Below are 18,163 nucleotides of genomic sequence, written 5' to 3' on the forward strand. Positions count from 1 at the left end.
ATTTACAAACCAAGGTTATACAAAAATCATAATAAATACGTTTACATTATATTTGCTATGAAATAATTGCTGATGAAACGATTTTTGCCCATTTTATTTATTTTCAACTTTTGTACGCTCGTAGCGCAAAATCAAATGTGGAGAAGCTTTTTCTCTTATAATAATATTGTGGATATTTCACAATCTGGCAACAGGGTTTATGCTGCTTCAGAAAGTGCTATGTTTTCCCAAAGCCTTACAACCAGTGAACTGAAAACTATAACTTCAGTAGACGGCCTCAAGGCAGAAACCATCACTGCCATACACCACAGCAGCGTTTACAATAAAACATTGGTAGGTAATGACAACGGGCTTTTATTTGTTATTAATGCAGATAATACAATTTTAAGCGTTGTGGGTATATTGCAGGAAACCAACATCCCATCCAATAAAAAAAAAATAAACCACATTTATGAGTATGAAGGTAAGGCATATATATCCTGTGATTTTGGCATAGCAGTATTTAATCTTTCCAATTCGGAATTTGGCGATACGTATTATATAGGAACAGCGGGTGAACAAATTCCGGTTATGCAGTCAACAGTATTAAATGGTACATTATATGCTGCCACAATTGGTTACGGAATAAGAAAAGGCCAGCTCGGCAATCCTAATCTAAATGATTTTACGCAATGGGATAACGAAATATCTTCGGGTAATTGGCAAAATGTAATTAGTTTTAATAATCAGCTTTATGCCACTGACGGAAGCAATATTGTTTATACAATCCAGGCCGGAACAACTACATTCTTTACACAAGTATCATCTACAATAACAGATTTGAGAGATGTTAATGGATTTATGCTGATAACATCTTTAAACAGGATTGATATTTACAATAATCAGCTGATACTGTTATCACAAATAAATAAAGCTAATGTTTCAGATGAAAACTTTAATTTTACATGTGCTTCAATTATAAATAATGAAGTTTTTATCGGAACAAATACAAAAGGGTTATTTACGGCTCAATTAAACAGTTTATCTTTTCAAAACATTACACCCGACGGGCCATTGCGCAGCAGTATTTTCTCGCTTGAGAAAACACCAAATAGTTTATGGGCAGTATATGGAGGGTATAACTATCAGTATGTACCGGATGTTTCGGAATTCGGGCTAAGTAAATTTAGTACCGAAGGGTGGTTGCATATTCCTTATGAAGATGTTTTTGGTGCAAGATCATTATCTGATATTGCTGTTAATCCTAATAATGAAAATGAAGTATATATAGGTTCCTACCATTCAGGTTTGTTAAAAATTGAGAATGATGAAACGGTAATATTATATGATCAAAACAATACAGGGGAAAATGGCTTGGAAACTTTAGTTGATTCCAGATATCCCGGCTATATAAGTGTTAGGATAAATAGCCTGGCTTATGATAAAAATGGTAATTTATGGATGACTAACAGCCTTATTGATAAACCATTAAAGGTTTTAAAGTCTAATGGGCAGTGGCAGTCTTATAGTTTTTTAGAAGTTTCGGAATCAATAAAGCAAAATAATTATGGTAAGATGGTTATTGATAAGAACGGTACAAAATGGATACCTTCTGAAAAGAATGGAATTATAGCATTTAATGAAACCTTAGGCAATAAATTTATAGTTATATCTGAAGACTCAGGCCTTCCTACTTACAACTCAAGATGTGTTGCAGTTGACAACAGGAATCAATTATGGATTGGTACGGTAAATGGCTTAAGGGTAGTTTCAGGAATTGACCGTTTTCTTACAGAAACAGAGTTGACCGCCAATCCTGTAATAATTATGGAAGAAGGTTTGGCACAGGAACTTATGTATGGACAGGTAATTAATACAATAGTGGTTGACGGGGCAAACAACAAGTGGATTGGCACATCAGCAGGAGCTTTTTTAGTTTCTCCGGACGGGCAGAGAACTATTTTTCATTTCACCAAGCAAAATTCCCCTTTGCCAAGTAATGTTATTTATGATATTGAAATAGACGCAGCAACAGGAGAAGTTTTTTTTGCTACAGATAAAGGTATGGTTTCCTATCAGGGAACATCGACCAAAGCTTCAGGCGACCTGAATAATGTTTATGTTTTTCCAAATCCGGTAAGGCCAGGATTTGATGGGGATGTGAATATAAGCGGCTTGGTTGACAAGGCAAATATAAAAATTACAGATATTGAAGGAAATCTGGTTTATGAAACGACCTCTGAAGGGGGAACTGTGTTGTGGGATACCCGCGCTTTTGGAAGATATAAAGTGGCTTCAGGAGTCTATATGATTTTTATAGCCTCTGAGGATGGAACAGAAACGAAAGTGAAAAAAGTTATGATTGTAAGATAGCTTTACCATGAGGATTAAAACAAAGGCTATAGTTATAAGTGCGTTACGCTATCAGGATAAAAGCTTAATTGTAAAATGTTTTACAGCATCGAGCGGATTAAAATCATATTTTATAAGGGATGCTTTTTCTTCTAAAAGGAATACCCAAAAAGCAATATATTTTCAGCCTCTGAATATACTTGAAATTGAAGCAGAGCATAAAAATAAAGGTAAACTTGAATATATAAAGGAAGTAAAGTTTGCCTATAATTATTTTTCTATAGGGGGAGATATTACAAAATCTTCTATAATTATTTTTTTATCCGAAATTTTACATAACATTATAAGGGAAGAAGAAGAAAATATTGAATTATATACTTTTTTAGAAACCGCTTTTTTATGGCTTGATAATCATGACTATTCTGAAAATTTTCACTTGGTTTTATTATTGGAAATAACCAAATTTTTAGGCTTCTACCCTAATGTAAAAGATAGTGGTTACAATTTTTTTGAAATGCATCAAGGATGCTTTTCAAACACAGCGTCACTTTCTTGTATAAATGAAGAAGAAACAAAGTTGTTTAAAAGACTGATTAATTTAAAATTTGATAATAGCGGAAAAGCCTTTCATGTTAATGAAAGGCGTAACCTGCTAAAAATACTTCTGGATTATTATTCTTATCATCTTGATAATTTTATAAAACCTAAATCTCTTGAGGTTCTAAAGGAAATTTACAATTAATTGCTTGATAAAATTCCACCAATAACTCCAATAGTAAACCATACATACCATTTTTTATACCAGGGTTCTGGTATATCAATTTCGGCACTCTTAATATCGTTTACTTGAATGTAAGGGTTGCTGTTGGTAATATCAGTGGTGATAGTCTGTCTGCCCAAAAGCCATTTCCTTTTTATTCCGGTAATAACTGCTGTTGTATTTGATATAGTAAGGCTATCTATAATAATGCCGTTTTCATTTGAATAGTAATTGAAGCTATACCACTTATTTACTCTACTGCCTGAACGCTCAAACTCGCAGGGTATCATTTCAGTATATTTCACTTTTACTGTATCAATCCGGGTAACAGTTTTATATTTTAAAACAGATTTGACCTTTGCAAATTCAGATGCCAGTGCTTTCAGGGTATTATCTTTTTTTATAATGATTTCCTTTAATTGCTTTTCCGTAAGCTGTAAAGTTTTTATACTGGCTGTTTGTGTACCCAAAGCATTTTTATAGTACCTCACCGTATCCGTAAGGGCATCAAGGTTAGTATTACTAGTGCTTTTCCAGTAGGAGCATTTTTGCACAGATGAAACTAAAAGTATTACCAGCAATGTTATAGTTATGGATTGGGTATATTTTTTCATTGATCTAATACCTTAGGATGTACAAATAATGCTACTGACGTATTTCGGGTACGGCTCATAACCTGCCCCCCGTTGCTGTCATTGCCTATGGCTGTATTACCCTCAACTGTGTAAAACTCACCTTTGCCTTTATCTTTCCAGCCATTGAATATGCCAACGTGGTCGTGACGCTTATCTTTATTCCAGTCGAAAAAAACAAGGTCGCCCACCTGTGGAGTTGTGGTAATTTCACCTGTTTTTTTAAAATGTGCAACTGCTGTCTGGCATCCGGCAAAGCCTTTAGTAAAGCCTATATTGCCTAAAGGCACACCAGCTTTAGCATATACCCAACTGCAAAATATACCGCACCAGGCTACACCATTTAACCCAAACCACTTTCCGTATTTTGTTTTATTGCTGTTTTTAGGGACTTCAGTTGTACCAACTTCAGCTAAAGCAATTTGTATAACCTTTAGGCATTTCATACAAATTTATTTAGTCAAATCAGTCAAATCTTTCTTGAGGTTTTTCGACTCTTTTATAAACTTTCTTATTTGATTATAGATGTTTATTTTTTGTGCGGCTTCAATATTTTCTTTGATAGAAACGAGTTCTATAAATATTAATGTTATAGCCATAACTTTTGTGAAGAAATACTTTATACTAAACCAAAGTTCAAAAAATTCAGAAAGGATAAATACATCCATTATGAATAGCATGATTATAACTGTTTCGTAAATAAATGCTTTTGAAACTAATCCTCGTAGTTTCTTACTGATTATCGGCTCATTTAATTTTTTAGCTTTGTATATGCCTGTAAGAGTATCTACTATAATTGTAACTGCAATAGCAATCAAGATTCCTTGAATCGGTATAAAAAATGCAAAAAGCGAAATTAAAAAAGATTGAAAAAATTTCATGTTGACGTATTTTCGGAAATCTTTTCAATTTTATGTAGGCCCTCAAAATCTTTAAAGTGTTTTAAAGCATCAGATTTATTTAATAACATATAATTGTTGCTTATTACTTCTCCTCCGGTGTATTCTGAAGCTGTTATTATTTGTCTGGCAGTTGCATCATCATTAACATAATAAGTTATCAGATAGGTTTTATCGTCCATGAATGAGCGTATTGATTGATTAATACATAAATCTTTTCCATTTGATTAACCGGGCTGCCGTTGTTGCTGCCTTGTACATATCCAGACGGAGCCTGATATGTTCCTGATGGTCGCCATGAGTTTGCTGGTAAGCTTGCTGAATATGTTATTATATTCATTTGCCTGAATTGTGTGTTACCGATATTTATTGAAGCATTTTCTATGACGAAATTATAAACACTATCTACAAAATTATCCATTGAGTCTAATGTTTCGAAAGATGCATGGCAATCAAAAGTTTTCAACTTTTTTAAAGCAGTAAACCATGAAGGCCACATCATTGACATTTTCTGTTGCCACTGAATGTTGATTTTTTCCAAATTATCTGCACCTGAAAAGTCCCCCCAGTCAGTTAAATTATAGCTGCCATTGCTTACACCATAATTATAAGAGCCGTAAATACTTAAGCTTTTTAAATTTTTCATTTGTCCTATAAAAGATGGCGGCGCACCATTATTCCATCTTCCATAGGCAATATTTATTTCAGTAACAGAGTAATCATCGTAATCTAGAATAATATTTTTAGATATTGAAGTGCTTCCCCAAGTTCTCATATTTAAAATCTTATTTGATGAAGGTACCTCCTGTATGTATCTCTTTATTTGAGTAACTGGGAAACTTATTAGTTCCTGAATATTAAAATTATTGAAGTTTACGAGCTGGGAGAGATCATCAGGAAATTGAAAATTATTACTTGTGTTTGTTCCATTTTCAATACCCATTTCGAATCTTTGGAGTTTAGTAAATTCAGAAAATGTGGCAGGTAATTTATAATTCATTCCTACTCTATTTAAAACTAATTGCTCAAGCGTTTTTTTAAAAATTCCAATACCATTTTCAAAATCAGATAATGTTGGTAATAAAATGTAACCACTTAAATTTAATGTCCTTATGGGACTATTCCTGATCCAAAGAGGTATTTCATTAATTGAAAATCCTAATGATGATAGAAATACAATTTCTATTAATGTTCTTACAGCAGCATTTTCAAAACTTGAAGCATTATATATATAAGCTATTTGCAAGTTTTTTAAATTTCTTAATTTAGCTAGACTTGGAATTTCACCCAACAAAGTACAGTCAGATATAATAATAGTTTTAATAAAATTCCTATTTTCAAATTTTATTAAAATATCCCTTTCCTGTGGGTAGTGGTGGTCTACTGTGTTTATTTTAGAAGTATCTACTAAATCCTGATAAAAATGTAATCCATATTCTTCTCCCCCCATCCCGTCGTTAGGCATAACGCCTATATTGCCACCAGAAGCAATATTTTCAGGTGTATTAGTATATGTGTTAACTTGAAATCTAATGACGCGCATAGCAGTACTAGGTTTTCTAAAAGGATATTCATGCCACCCTGTTCCGTCCTGATAGTCTATATAAATTTTATTGTCTATATAATCCTCAGAATATATTTCAATATAACTTGTTCTGCTCGTATTTGGATCTGCCCTTGTTGGAAAGAATGTACCATGAACTCTGAATTTAAATATAGCTTCATCTTCAGGAACTATAGTTGGAATGTAACCTTCCTGACTATTTATTGAGTTATCTGTTCTTTGAATCATAATTTATTCTAATGGTAAATCTACTCCTTCAATTGTAAACCAGGAAACATCAGTATTATCATATTTATAGTAAACTTTTTTAGGATTAAGCATGCCACATCTGATTTCAGTACCACGGATGTATCCATTTTCTTGGCTGTACCCCCCAATTGTAATCAATTCAGATATACTGTCATAAGGCGTAACAGTATTATCAAAAATTATAAATTCTTTAAGTTCCATTGTTTCAGGTAACCCTTCGGAATTCAATGTTACAGCACTTAACTTTGAAGGTGAAGCAGGGGAATTTAATTTAAGATTTAAAATATTCTTTATTTTTCCTAGCCCTTCAATCAATGTATCTGTTGAAAGGATGTCACCCGCCAATGTCGTTAAACCCGTTAATAGAGAACCTAAAACACGTGGCATAGAAAAGTACTTGTTATTTGGGCCTTCACCAATACTATCTGTATTTAAAAGTACTTCACCTGTTTGTCCATTGACGCTTAATACATCTCCTGAACTTGCAGTAGTAACCCATTTATTATCCGTGTTGTCCCAAATAGCTCTTTTAGCATCTGTGCCTTCTCCTGAATCAATTGTTGCATACTGACCTGGTAGTCCCAATGGAAATGTTGCTTCAAGTTCGGAAACTGTAGGGTATACTCCTATAAAATAGTTTTGTAAATTATCAAGTTTGCTTTTATAGGAATCAGAAAAATCATTGGCAGAAAGGCCCTTCCCTGTTTCTTTGTCTACTTTATTGCCAAGAGCCGGAACTGTAGGTAAATCAGCAGTACCGCCCAAATCGCCATTAAGTTTTAAAATACCTTTTTGCAATGGGCTAGCGTCAGGATATAATATACCGTCTTCATTTAATGATGACCTATAATATAATAGGGCAATTAAAGCTTCCTGTAGTGCTACAGCATTATTAAATGTTAAACCATTAACTATAAAATTTGAATAATTATTAAGAGGTACTAATATATCTTTACGGTCGTAGCAATTAAAAATTTCAATTTTATTATCAACTACCCTTGTAACATAATTTTTAAGATAGGATATACCATTAATTTTAAATGTAGTAATATCAGCAGAATTGATAATAATCATCGTCAACTTAATTTAGTAAATCTTAAATTTCCCATTGATGTGTTACAATGAACAAATTCAGGGTTTTTAGTCCTCTTCAGGTAGTTCTTTACGTTGCTCCAGATTTGGAAAGCAGCTTCTCTGTTTAAAGAATAAATTGTTTTTTTGACTGAATTTTCAGCAGGTTTACTATCATTGCTACTTATTTTTTGCACAACAGAGAAAGGGGTATCAATAGCAGAGGAAAAAAGCATGTATCTTGCATAAGCGAAATAGCAGATTACCATTTTAAGTCCATAGTTTGTATAGCTTATACCATCATTCTCATAAATTCCCCCATCTAAAAGTTCTGTAAAGTCTTCAGGAGATGTTAGGATGGAATTAAAAAGATTTTCACCCAGCAAAGGCTGTATATCCAAAAGCTGGGCATCTAATATCATTTCATTAAGCTTATCATCTTTAGAGGTCTTAGAAATTTGACGGTATTTTGCTATGTCATTCCGGGTTACTAAGGGTTGCATCGTCAATTAGTTTAAGTGGTTCTACTTTAAGGCTTCCGTAATCCTGCGATTTTTCCAGTAATTGATTTATGATGGTAGTAAGTAAAGCACGTTCTTTAGATGTGTTTTCCCAGTACATTCGTTTCATTTCCCTTATTGCTTCACCTGAATTGCCAAAAAGAGATGTATCATTTGTTTTAATCAGTCCGGATGGTAAATTGTTGAATGCTACTAGAATATTTTCACGTACGCTGCCTTCGGTATAGCTAAAAAGTTCATCATCAATCTTGCTTTCAATTTGCTTTATCAGTATTGCATCATCAAGTTTTTCGCCGGCAAAATCCATTTCAAGACATAAAACACCCCCTGTGTTTTCCGCACCTAAACTTTCCTTGATTGCCCTTTGAAACTCTTCGCGTTCATTTTCCGCATCAATTAAAGCTTTGCCGTTTAAGCCTTCCCCAACTAACGGTCGCGTAACTACAAGTGTATTACCAAAGAATCCTTTTCTTAAAAGGCGGTTTTTGTATGTTGCTGCCTGAGCTTCACTATCACAATCGTCTGCAACAGAATCAATGCGCGAAAGAGGATAAATAAGTTTAGTGTCCATATTAATGAACAAAACCTGGCCTTTATAATTTTCCCAGCCTCCTGCCTTTTCAACCTGGGCATCAATAATTTTTTTTCGTGGATTAAATACATCAATCAATTGAATACCTGATCTTTTAGCATTAAGCCACTCCTTACATACAGCTATTTTACCGGCATAATCGTTGCTGTCTGTTTTTCCTATCCTGCACCATTCATAAGGGAGTACACTAAAATCAGATATTTTATATAATGCATTCCAGTTAACATGTATAAACACACCTCGTTGTTTTACAATATCATCTGCTACATCGTCAGCAAAATCAATGAGTTTGAGATTTTTATTTTTATTTACAACTACATTATTATTCTTTTCACCATAACCTTTACCAATTAGGTACTGAACCATAATAGCAGCAGCTGATTTTGCCGTAACACTGTTATTGATAAGCCTATCCATCCTTTCGGGATAGGCATTGTCAGTATCATTGGCAAAAATATCTGCCGATTTACTCCACGGAGTTAATCTTTTCCACACATCAATTAAAAGGGTCTTCATTCTTCGGTGGTGCTTTCCAAATTCTCTGAAGGGTATTTCATTTTCACAGATTGTTTTTTAGTTACAGATGATATAGCTTTCTTTTTTTTGCCGGGACTTAATTTTTCTTCTTTGGGAAGGATAGAAAAATAACGTTCTCCATTTTTATGCTTCAAGAGTATATGTGCATACTCATCTGTTAGCGTTGCATTATTCACCAATATTGGAGAACCAAATTCCAATGGTATATTTTCATATTTGGCGTGAAGCCTGTATTTTGATGTATTTGCCATTTCTATATAATGATTTTTATACCTATTTAAACAGGTGGTTAAACATTTTGGACAACCGGGATTGACCTTTTCATTAAAAATTGAAGTATACTCCTGCAAAAAAAGCTGGAGATACCTTACACCATCACCCCGTTTACCGTGGGTGATGGTGCCGATATCCATTTTGGCAAAATCCATTTACTATATTTCAGCCTGAGCAAACTTATTCTCAAAAGCTGTTTTAGTGGCAGTATAATCTACATCAAGCAGCGTTTTTGGTATACTAGTTTCCTCAAAACCATCAGCAGAAGAAAGTTCAAACATTATCATGTTGTCATTTTCTTTGGAGTTGTTTGTCATTGTGGTAATTTCAAGGCCGGAAGAAAGTCCTAATATTTCAAAAGCATCTTTACTTTCGGCTCCTTTCCATACCTGTTCTACTATAGCTACATATTTAGCACCTTTGGCCAAATTACCTGCCTGCTGTTTATTTTGGGCACTCGGATTAAATATAACCCCGCTAAATGTGTGCTTGAACTTATCAGGTGCATTTTCTTTTTTAACAAGTTCCCATGCTTTACCATTAGCTTGTTTTACTCCTGTAAGCATATAACCTTTTTTACCAGCTTTAAGAGTAAAATCGGTTACAATCATTTCATTGGTTTCATTGTAAGTTATTGATGTAATATCAATATCTTCTTTATTGATAAGTAATACATTCTGCTCTATACCACCTATTGGTGCATTAGTACAATCAAATAATATATCCTGAGTTAAATTTCCTGTGCAATCTACTGGCATTTTTTTAGAGTAAAAATTCAAATATTATTATTCGCATTTTAAATTAGCAAGCTAGGACTGTCATGTAAGCCTCAAGATGTTTGGCATCTATTGTATATGCAGCATCCATGATATTTGTTTTTAACGTTTTATCGTAAAAAACATCAAGTTTTGTAAGGTCTTCTTCGCTTAAAGTACCAAGTGGTATATTGCTTTTTGTAGTAAGTACAGCCCTGTGTGGCAGGTGATATTTTATACTGTTGTCCTGATATGATTTAATATACCTGTCCCAGTCATAGCGAATTTTAACTTCAATTCCATCAAAGTATAATTTTGGCCTGCCTTCTTCAACAACTTCAAGGAAACCTGAACCCAAATTCTTATTTCTTAGGGTAGCGCGATAATTATCCGCAAGGGAGCGTGTTGCAAGTATAAAAGCATCATCGGCAGAAACAAGTCGCTCATCTGCAGAGGTAACCATTTTTTCAAAAATTGCTAATGCGGCATCTTCTTCAAGAGCCTGGTTTGCATAACTGGCACCTGCGTTAGCGTCAATGGCAACTCTGTTTGATGCATTTACAGGCACTTCAGCTAAAATCTGCTTAAACAATCCATCAAATGAGTTGAAATAATCCAAGTCTGTGCCATTTGTAAATACACCACCATTTTCAATAGTTTTAGCAGTAATATCATTAAACCATACTTTACGATGGATGTTTTCCAACAACGAAGTTTCTACTGCTGAAATAATAACACCAAACTCCTGAGAGCCTACAACATCGAAAAAATCAGGGTTAATGCGTTGCGATTTCCTGAAAAGTTTTAAAAGTGCAGGCATATCATTTTGGCAATGTTTTAGCCTAAAGTCTTCCAGTACCGGAGTCCAGAATTTCTCTGTTAAGGCAAATCCGCCGGCTTCATTTGGTGTACATCCTTCACTTTTTTTACCAAGCAGTCCAAGCCTTTCTGCAAAAGCGATTTGTGTTTTTACATCAATTCCGGTCTCAATTTCATGATATTCAGCAAGGTCGCTGTCATTAAAAACCCTTTCAAAAATTACCTCACTTACCGTTTCGGCCTCGCGGGCATTTAATGTTAAAGCGTCAGCGTTAATAAGTGCCATTTACTTCCTGTTTTTATTTTGCAAATATTGCTTCATGCCGGAAAGCCTGTCAGACTCGCCCGGCTTGCGTACAGAAGCTTTTTTACCGTCAAGAGTATAACGGCTTCCAACCTGTCTTTTTAAAGCCATTACTTCACTTTTAATGATGCTAAGCTGGCGTTTTAATGCTTTATTTTCTGCACGCAGGGCAGCGGGAGCACTTTCTTCTTCCGGTTCAATAATTTCTGTAAGCTCTCCGGCAGTAAATATATAGGTATAACCATCAGGCATAAGGTATTCTCCTTCAGCCGGCATACCATCTACAGTTGCCATTGCGCCAACCTCTATTATTGCATCATCGGGCAAATCAGTGAAATCTATCTCAATTCCGGTTGCATCCTGTACAACCTTGTTAAAAATATGGGCATTTTTAAACTTGCCCATTACACGGGTAAAAAGGCTTTCCATCCAGTGCCTGTCCCTTTCTGTAAATGTTCCTCTCATAGTAAAATTTGGGTTAATAAATGCTTTTGCTACTGCTTTTACTGGCTGCGAAGCGGTTGTAAAGCCTAATGCGCTTAACTGGTTTGGTGTTAGCCAGGTTTCATTTTTTAGTAATGGCACTATTGCCTGCTCCTGAACGCTGAGCACTTTTTTATAAAAGCCAACCATTTTTTTTTCAATTACACGCAATTGCCCGGCAAACTGTTCCAGTTCATCAGCTGTGCCCATAGAGCCACCCCATGGAAGGTGAATCATAAACTGTGTGTTTTCTTTTATCAGCCTTTTTTTGCCTGCCATGAAAATTACTGTGGCAATACTGGCAACTATACCGCTGCCAATTGTAGTTAAAGGCTTTCCTAAGGAGCAGAGGTAATGATAAATATCAAAACCGGTATCTACCAGGCCGCCTTCAGAGTTTATATGCACATTATAGGCTGTTGCCTTGGGCTGCTTTTTCACCTGACTGATCACATCTGCAAGGCTTATACCTGTAACACCGTCAAATGTGCCTATCTGGCCGGAGATATAAATGTTTCCTGTCATCCATACAGAATGATGAAATATTTAATGAGATTGAAGTTTAAAGTATTTCAGCCTTTGCTGATAATCAATTGTGAAGTATTAAAAATAACAGCGCTGTTGTTGTAATTTTACAGTACAAAGGTACGGTGATATTTTCATGTTTTACTGAAATTGTATTTTCAGTTTATTTATTTTCCATAAAGGCTATAACGTTAAATATAGTTCGTTCGGTAACTTTATATTTTTCTGCTGTAATTCCCGCAGCACTGGTTTTTTTAGGTTTGTTAAAGTATTTCTTCTGGTATTCCATTTCCTCCACATAAGCTTCATAATAAACTTTCCAGTCCAGTATATGTATTGGGATTAAACCCTTATTGATTAGCTTCATAAAAGCTTCGCCAAGGCTTATTATAGTTTCATAACGGTTCATTACCATTTATTTTCAGGGCAAATATCATTAGACCGTATTTTAGCTGATAGCGGGCACCCGCATGAATTGCAGTATGCTCCTTCAATTTCCTTCAAAGAATCTTTTATAAATGCTAATAGCTTTCCCTGTTTTGCATTAGGACAAGTTGCACAAACTTCGGCTCTATCCGTTGCCAGCTTTTCGGTTACCTCACTTTTGGAAATAAAGTTTTTCCACCCTGTTATAATATTTTTTACATTTAAGTTATTCACCATATATAAAGTTTAAAAATTGGCCATTTCCCTTACTGAAACATAACTGTTGCCTTGGGTAACAATGTCTTCTACCGATACAACAGGGGCGGGCAGGGTACGGTTGGCTTCGGCTATTTTAAATGCCAGTTCATCTGCATTAAGCCTGGGTGTTGCAATTTCGCGCGATACAATACCACCGCTTGCAAAATAATTTGGGGCAGAACCTGCACCTGAAGGGAATGCATTATTAAAAGCCATAAAGTGACGTGCTGCATTACGGTTCATAACCCCAATAAGCTCTCCCTGTTCAGCTTCAAAAGCTGTACCGTCTTCGCCTGTAAACATAGTTCCCCCCGCAAAATGCCTGTTGCCGCCAATATTGAACAATGCTCCTTTTTCTGCTTTTGGTGTTTTTGTAGCAGTTATATTTTTAACTGCCGCAAATCCGGTAGCTGAAGCTGCTGCAACGGCTGGTATTGCCGCAGGGAACCCTAATTTAACCCCTGCAGTAATTCCTAAATAGGTATTAATTAAGGCTTGGGCTAGTGCCGCTGCTTTTCCAGCGGCACTTTCTTTACCCAATAATTCTGATATAGAGCCCAGAGTGTCAGCTGCCATTTTTGCTTTAGCTTTATCTGCTTCTTCTTCAATTTTCTTTTTGGCATTTATATGTTTTTTCTCGATAAGCGTGGTATCTGCACCTGTTTTTTCAGCTGCTGCCAGTTCTGCTTCATATCTTTGCTGCTCCCTTAAAATCTGTAAATCAAATTCATTTGTAAATTTCTCTTCGTCAAGTATCCGTTGGTTTTCCAGGTCAATAGCCTGTTGTCCTTTTTTTGCTTCCTCTCTTTTATTTTTTGCCTCCTCATTTTTCGCCTCATTATTCTCCCGGAGCTCAGTAACCGCAGTATTATATTCATCTTCGCTGATTAAGCCTTGGTCTTTTCTAAGTTTCTGAAATTGAATTTCTTTGTTTAAAAGGTCGTTATTTTCAGCAATTTTAGTATTGAGTTTTTCTTCAGTAAAGAAAGTATCGTCTTCTTTTTTCTTTTCGATAGCTTTCTTATAATTATTTAATTCTTTTTCAGCCTCTGCTACTGTAGCTTCGGCCTGTTTTTTTAAAAACTCTTCAGAGATATTTAGTTTATCTGTTTCATACTTTGTTTTAGATATTTTTCCTGCCTTGTATTCTTGCTCTAAGAGCGCTAATCTTTTTTGTGAAAGTTGTTCTTCAAAAACAAGTTGCTCCTGTAAAGTTTTTTGTTTATAACCTTGTTGGGCAATGAATAGGTCTATTTCTTCTTTATTTTTTTGTATAGCATCATCAACTGATTTTTGTCTATTAGCTGTTTGCTCGTCATGCGCCGCTTTGTTTAATTCACGAATTTTATTATGCTGTGTTTTTACTGTTTGAGCTAGTTCGGCATTGGTTTCTATTAGTTTAGCTTTAAGTTCTGCAAGTTGATTTTTCTCTTCATCAGTAGCACTTTTAACAGACATTTTAGTTTCTAATAATTGAATTTCACTTTTTAACCTGTCTGTTGCCAGTTTATTTATTTCTTGTGCTGTAGTTATACTATTTTTTGCTGCCGCTTCTCTTTCAGCATATGTTTTATTGGTGTCATCGGCTATTGAATTTTGCTCTTGAAGTAATTGTTTTTGCTTTGCATTATTTTCTATAAATGAAGCCTCACCTTTCTCTAGTTTCTTTTGCAACTCATCTATTTTTTGTCCTTTTTTATAACTTTCATCTAAATATTTTCCTGTTTCATTTGCTACATTTTTTATTTTTCCTATTACATCTTCTACACCTGTTGCTGCCTGAAGGGTTCCATCTGCAACTTTTTTAAAGTCAAGTGTTATCAAGCCTTCTAAAATTTTTCCAAAAGCGGTAAAACGATTAATAAGATTTTGCTTAACAAACTCATATAAATCATTTAAAGCTTTTTTTGGATGTGTAAATGCCTCAAAAAGATTTTTACCTACTTTTTGAAATAATGTTGTTAATGCTTGGAATACTGTTTGTAGAGGCCGGGTAATAGCAGTTACTTTGTCGATGCCTTCTTGTGTTGAGGTAAGGTAGGATACAAGTGCCCCAAGCACCAATCCTATTGCAGCAACTACTGCACCTATAGGGGTGGCTATAAAAGCAATGCTCGCTCTTGTCATTCCAATTACACCGGTGGTAATACCTTTTAGGCCTGTAGATAATAAAGGCATTACACCACCTGCTTCCTGAGCTCTTGATATGAAACCTGTTATACCTCCATTAAAAATATTAATCTGATCAAAAGAATCTTTTACCTGTTTTTTGTAATCATCAAGTGTTGTAACAACCCCTTCCTGAACTTTTTTATTTTCAGAAAGCCATTTAGTATTTTCCTTTATTTTGTTGTTTATCGAGTCAAGGGATGATTGATAATTTTTGTTGTGGGTATTTAAATTTCTTCGTATTTCAACAAGCTCCTCATTATTTTTAATATAATCATTTTCAGTATTTTTTGTTTTTAATAAAGCAGTTTGTAATGACTGTTGTTGTGTTGTTAAAATGTTATTTTGCTTTATTTGTGAGTCATGCACTGTTGTTAAGTCACTATATGTTTTTTTAAGTTCATCTAATGTTTTTGTGAGTTCATTTATTTTAGCTTTTGTTTGCTCCAAGGCAGCTGAAATGCTACTTACATCCAAATCAAGTTCAGCCAGTATAATTTTTTCTTTTGCCATTATTCCATTACGGTTAAATTTAAAATATTGCTTTTCAGAATAATATTGGTGTTAACGGCATGCTTAACATGTAACTGAATATTATAAGTACCTTTGTTTTGATAATAAAGTTTGTATTGATAATTTGATAGTACTTTAATATCACCTTCCGGGGCTATTAAATGGAAAGTATAGCTGTTTTGATTGTATAATGAGGAAAGCCATACAGTAACCGCTTCTCCTGCTGTAATGGTTTGTTCGGTAATGCCAAAGCCAAAATCAATAAGGGGTGGAGTATATATTATATCATTTATCATATCTCTATAGTTTCTGTAAGTGGTATTGTTAATGAAACTTCATTTGAATATGCATCCCCTGCCAATAAACGTATTTTAAAGTTTCCTGTTGGGGTGAAGCTGAAATGCCTGGGGCTTATATTATTATAAGGCCAGTTTGACCATGTGTTGCCATTATAACCATAAACCTGCAATGTTACACTTTGTACCTCCGTGTTAAGATTATAGTATACTGCGATAGAATACCCATTATTTGATGGCAGTATTCTATATATTCTTATAGAAGGTTCCGGTAATGTAGGGGCTGCCCTTAAAATACTTATCATTTCGCATTTAGTAGGTTTTCCCGGTATATAATTATTTATTTTGTTCATCAGGAAATAGGACGACAGTTGCTTTATATAATATAATTTGCTGAAATCAAAATTTACAATATCAGTATCCTTGAGCCAAAACTCTATTGTAACCACTTTAGATGCGTTCAGCATTAGTCTCAAAGGGTTATAATATTGCTGGATAATATCAAAAAATGATAATTTTGAAAAACTCTCAATGTAATAGTTTGACACAGCAGTACTGTCATTCAAGTATTCAGAATACAGCGAAATATTACGTGTTTGAGGCATTGCTTTCAGGAAATAATATCTCTTGTCAAGTGATTTATAAGTTATCCGGCTTTCATTTTCGCCTGATTGCTCTTCTAATTCCTTTTCCCATAGTTTATAAACTCTTGACTGCCCGTTTAGGAATTGGGTTGTATATTTTTCAGGACTATATATTTTTGATTTAATTAGATCCTTTTTTTCTTCAAGATTTACATTGGGAACTTCTAAATAAAAATCGTTGAAGGAACTTTCTTTGTCATTATAATTATACCTGAACCAGTTTTTTTGTGCATAGCTTCCATAAACATATTTTTCATTTTTTTTGCTTATAAATTTATCACTCCAGTCAGCATTATCAGCATTTTGAAGTGTTTCTGCAAGTGTAAGAAAAGTATAGTGATTAGAATATTTGTCTTTTAAAATTGTAAGTCCGAAACGGTGCACAACTTCTTTCAAAAAGTCTTTAACAGCAAATTCACTAAGAGCCTCCTGAAAATCATACGCACTTTCATTAACCTTTACTATCCGGATTATGGCTTTATTCTTTGAAACGTGAAAGTTTGTTTTTATTTTTTTTATAACAACGCAAAAAGTATCATTGCTATCCGCATCAAATGTATATGAAGCTTGCGTAATTTCTTCCTGCATTCTTTGGTACTCCTTAATATATGCATACAATGGAACACTATAAGGATTATTGATGCCGTTGGCATTTTTTCCTAAAATTATCCTGTAGTCCCGGTCACTATTTATTTTTCCGGTAACTTCAATCCGGTATTTGCCAGATGTTTTAAATTTAATGTGCCTGTGTTTTTGCTGTGGATAGATGTAATTACTGTTTAAAGCAGAAGTGGACATAGTGGTTAAAAAATACCCGGGATGGAAATTACTTGCACCCACATCAGTATCATCAGCCAAAAAAACTTCTTCTTCAGATTCTCCATTGTCAACACCCTTAGGAAAAGTCATCCACAGGTTGTTAAAATCTTCTGTGTCAAATACAGATCCTGAATAGGTAAATCCATTTTTCTCAAAAATCCTGTCCCAAATGTATCTTACGTTTACAGAGGGCACGAGATAGTCAATATTTACCTCATTATTTGCAGTATTACCTGTTTTACCGTTATAATCAGCAAGTATATAGCGGTATTTTAAATTACCGGATGCACTCCATGAGTTTTTAACTGTAGCTATATTTTTGGTATGTATTATGTCAGACAGGTCAATTTCAGAAAGCGATTGGTTTTCAATCTTTTTAAAAAGTTCAATAATGCCATCATATACCGTTATATCAAAGTTATCACCGTTGTCGGAAACAACTGCACGGCCATTGTAAATAAAACACTCCCCGTTATCGCTGTAAAGGCTGCAGAGATTTTCCTGATACGGAACAGGTGATGTATTTCCTGTTAACGACAGGAACTGCATTATCCTTAAATTACCCGCAGTTTTTGGCACTTTAAATTTATTGGTATAATTCGCCTGCCTGTTTTCAAGGCTGTTAAGGTCGTTTACCTGTTTTGTCTGGGCTATGGTTTGTTCCGGGTCCAGGTCAACTTGCTGCCCGTTTATATATAAAATAAGTCCCACCGCATAGGTTTG

The 18,163-nt window shown here is 34.6% G+C and carries 19 protein-coding genes; 2 read left to right on the plus strand and 17 right to left on the minus strand.

What is annotated here, in order from left to right:
• Positions 1–72: 72 nt before the first annotated feature.
• Both GSF09_RS01860 and recO read left to right on the plus strand, forming a co-directional pair.
• The gene (locus GSF09_RS01860; protein WP_159799231.1) at positions 73–2,352 is read left to right on the plus strand and encodes a two-component regulator propeller domain-containing protein; all 2,280 of its coding nucleotides are present in this window, start codon (positions 73–75) and stop codon (positions 2,350–2,352) included.
• 7 nt (positions 2,353–2,359) lie between these two features.
• On the plus strand, positions 2,360–3,073 hold the full coding sequence (gene recO / locus GSF09_RS01865; protein WP_159799232.1) for a DNA repair protein RecO: 714 nt from the start codon (positions 2,360–2,362) through the stop codon (positions 3,071–3,073).
• Here the strand turns inward: recO and GSF09_RS01870 are convergent.
• The 17 genes from GSF09_RS01870 to GSF09_RS01950 form a co-directional block, all read right to left on the minus strand.
• A complete protein-coding gene (locus GSF09_RS01870; RefSeq protein ID WP_159799233.1) occupies positions 3,070–3,705 on the minus strand; it encodes a DUF6549 family protein in 636 nt (211 codons plus the stop codon). The genes recO and GSF09_RS01870 overlap by 4 nt on opposite strands.
• Positions 3,702–4,169 (minus strand): CHAP domain-containing protein, encoded by a 468-nt coding sequence (locus tag GSF09_RS01875; protein WP_159799234.1) that lies wholly within the window; start codon positions 4,167–4,169, stop codon positions 3,702–3,704. The genes GSF09_RS01870 and GSF09_RS01875 overlap by 4 nt, the downstream gene beginning before the upstream one ends.
• 6 nt (positions 4,170–4,175) lie before the next feature.
• Positions 4,176–4,604: a phage holin family protein gene (locus tag GSF09_RS01880; RefSeq protein ID WP_159799235.1), complete on the minus strand. Its 429-nt coding sequence runs from the start codon at positions 4,602–4,604 to the stop codon at positions 4,176–4,178.
• Positions 4,601–4,804, minus strand: coding sequence for a hypothetical protein (locus tag GSF09_RS01885; protein WP_159799236.1), 204 nt, complete (start codon positions 4,802–4,804; stop codon positions 4,601–4,603). The genes GSF09_RS01880 and GSF09_RS01885 overlap by 4 nt, the downstream gene beginning before the upstream one ends.
• Positions 4,783–6,414 (minus strand): hypothetical protein, encoded by a 1,632-nt coding sequence (locus GSF09_RS01890; RefSeq protein WP_159799237.1) that lies wholly within the window; start codon positions 6,412–6,414, stop codon positions 4,783–4,785. Before GSF09_RS01890 ends, GSF09_RS01885 begins: the two co-directional genes overlap by 22 nt.
• A gap of 3 nt (positions 6,415–6,417) precedes the next feature.
• Complete coding sequence (locus GSF09_RS01895) at positions 6,418–7,509, minus strand: hypothetical protein (protein WP_159799238.1); 1,092 nt, start codon at positions 7,507–7,509, stop codon at positions 6,418–6,420.
• A 2-nt stretch (positions 7,510–7,511) separates the two neighbouring features.
• Complete coding sequence (locus GSF09_RS01900; protein ID WP_159799239.1) at positions 7,512–7,928, minus strand: hypothetical protein; 417 nt, start codon at positions 7,926–7,928, stop codon at positions 7,512–7,514.
• A 55-nt stretch (positions 7,929–7,983) separates the two neighbouring features.
• Entirely contained in the window at positions 7,984–9,135 is a 1,152-nt protein-coding gene (locus tag GSF09_RS01905; protein WP_159799240.1) for a hypothetical protein, read from the minus strand.
• Positions 9,132–9,584 (minus strand): hypothetical protein, encoded by a 453-nt coding sequence (locus GSF09_RS01910; protein ID WP_159799241.1) that lies wholly within the window; start codon positions 9,582–9,584, stop codon positions 9,132–9,134. Before GSF09_RS01910 ends, GSF09_RS01905 begins: the two co-directional genes overlap by 4 nt.
• A gap of 3 nt (positions 9,585–9,587) precedes the next feature.
• Positions 9,588–10,187: a hypothetical protein gene (locus GSF09_RS01915; protein WP_159799242.1), complete on the minus strand. Its 600-nt coding sequence runs from the start codon at positions 10,185–10,187 to the stop codon at positions 9,588–9,590.
• Between the two features lie 43 nt (positions 10,188–10,230).
• Positions 10,231–11,289 carry a hypothetical protein gene (locus GSF09_RS01920; RefSeq protein WP_159799243.1) on the minus strand — a complete coding sequence of 353 codons (1,059 nt, stop codon included), beginning with the start codon at positions 11,287–11,289 and terminating at the stop codon, positions 10,231–10,233.
• Positions 11,290–12,315, minus strand: coding sequence for an ATP-dependent Clp protease proteolytic subunit (locus GSF09_RS01925; protein ID WP_159799244.1), 1,026 nt, complete (start codon positions 12,313–12,315; stop codon positions 11,290–11,292). It abuts the gene before it with no gap.
• A 163-nt stretch (positions 12,316–12,478) separates the two neighbouring features.
• Positions 12,479–12,724: a hypothetical protein gene (locus tag GSF09_RS01930; RefSeq protein WP_159799245.1), complete on the minus strand. Its 246-nt coding sequence runs from the start codon at positions 12,722–12,724 to the stop codon at positions 12,479–12,481.
• Positions 12,724–12,978 (minus strand): hypothetical protein, encoded by a 255-nt coding sequence (locus GSF09_RS01935; RefSeq protein ID WP_159799246.1) that lies wholly within the window; start codon positions 12,976–12,978, stop codon positions 12,724–12,726. The genes GSF09_RS01930 and GSF09_RS01935 overlap by 1 nt, the downstream gene beginning before the upstream one ends.
• Before the next feature lie 9 nt (positions 12,979–12,987).
• Positions 12,988–15,681 carry a hypothetical protein gene (locus tag GSF09_RS01940; RefSeq protein ID WP_159799247.1) on the minus strand — a complete coding sequence of 898 codons (2,694 nt, stop codon included), beginning with the start codon at positions 15,679–15,681 and terminating at the stop codon, positions 12,988–12,990.
• On the minus strand, positions 15,681–15,977 hold the full coding sequence (locus GSF09_RS01945; RefSeq protein ID WP_159799248.1) for a hypothetical protein: 297 nt from the start codon (positions 15,975–15,977) through the stop codon (positions 15,681–15,683). The genes GSF09_RS01940 and GSF09_RS01945 overlap by 1 nt, the downstream gene beginning before the upstream one ends.
• Complete coding sequence (locus GSF09_RS01950) at positions 15,974–18,151, minus strand: hypothetical protein (protein ID WP_159799249.1); 2,178 nt, start codon at positions 18,149–18,151, stop codon at positions 15,974–15,976. The genes GSF09_RS01945 and GSF09_RS01950 overlap by 4 nt, the downstream gene beginning before the upstream one ends.
• Positions 18,152–18,163 lie beyond the last annotated feature (12 nt).

The organism is Flavobacterium sp. MK4S-17, assembly GCF_009848495.1.
Taxonomy (GTDB): domain Bacteria; phylum Bacteroidota; class Bacteroidia; order Flavobacteriales; family Flavobacteriaceae; genus Flavobacterium.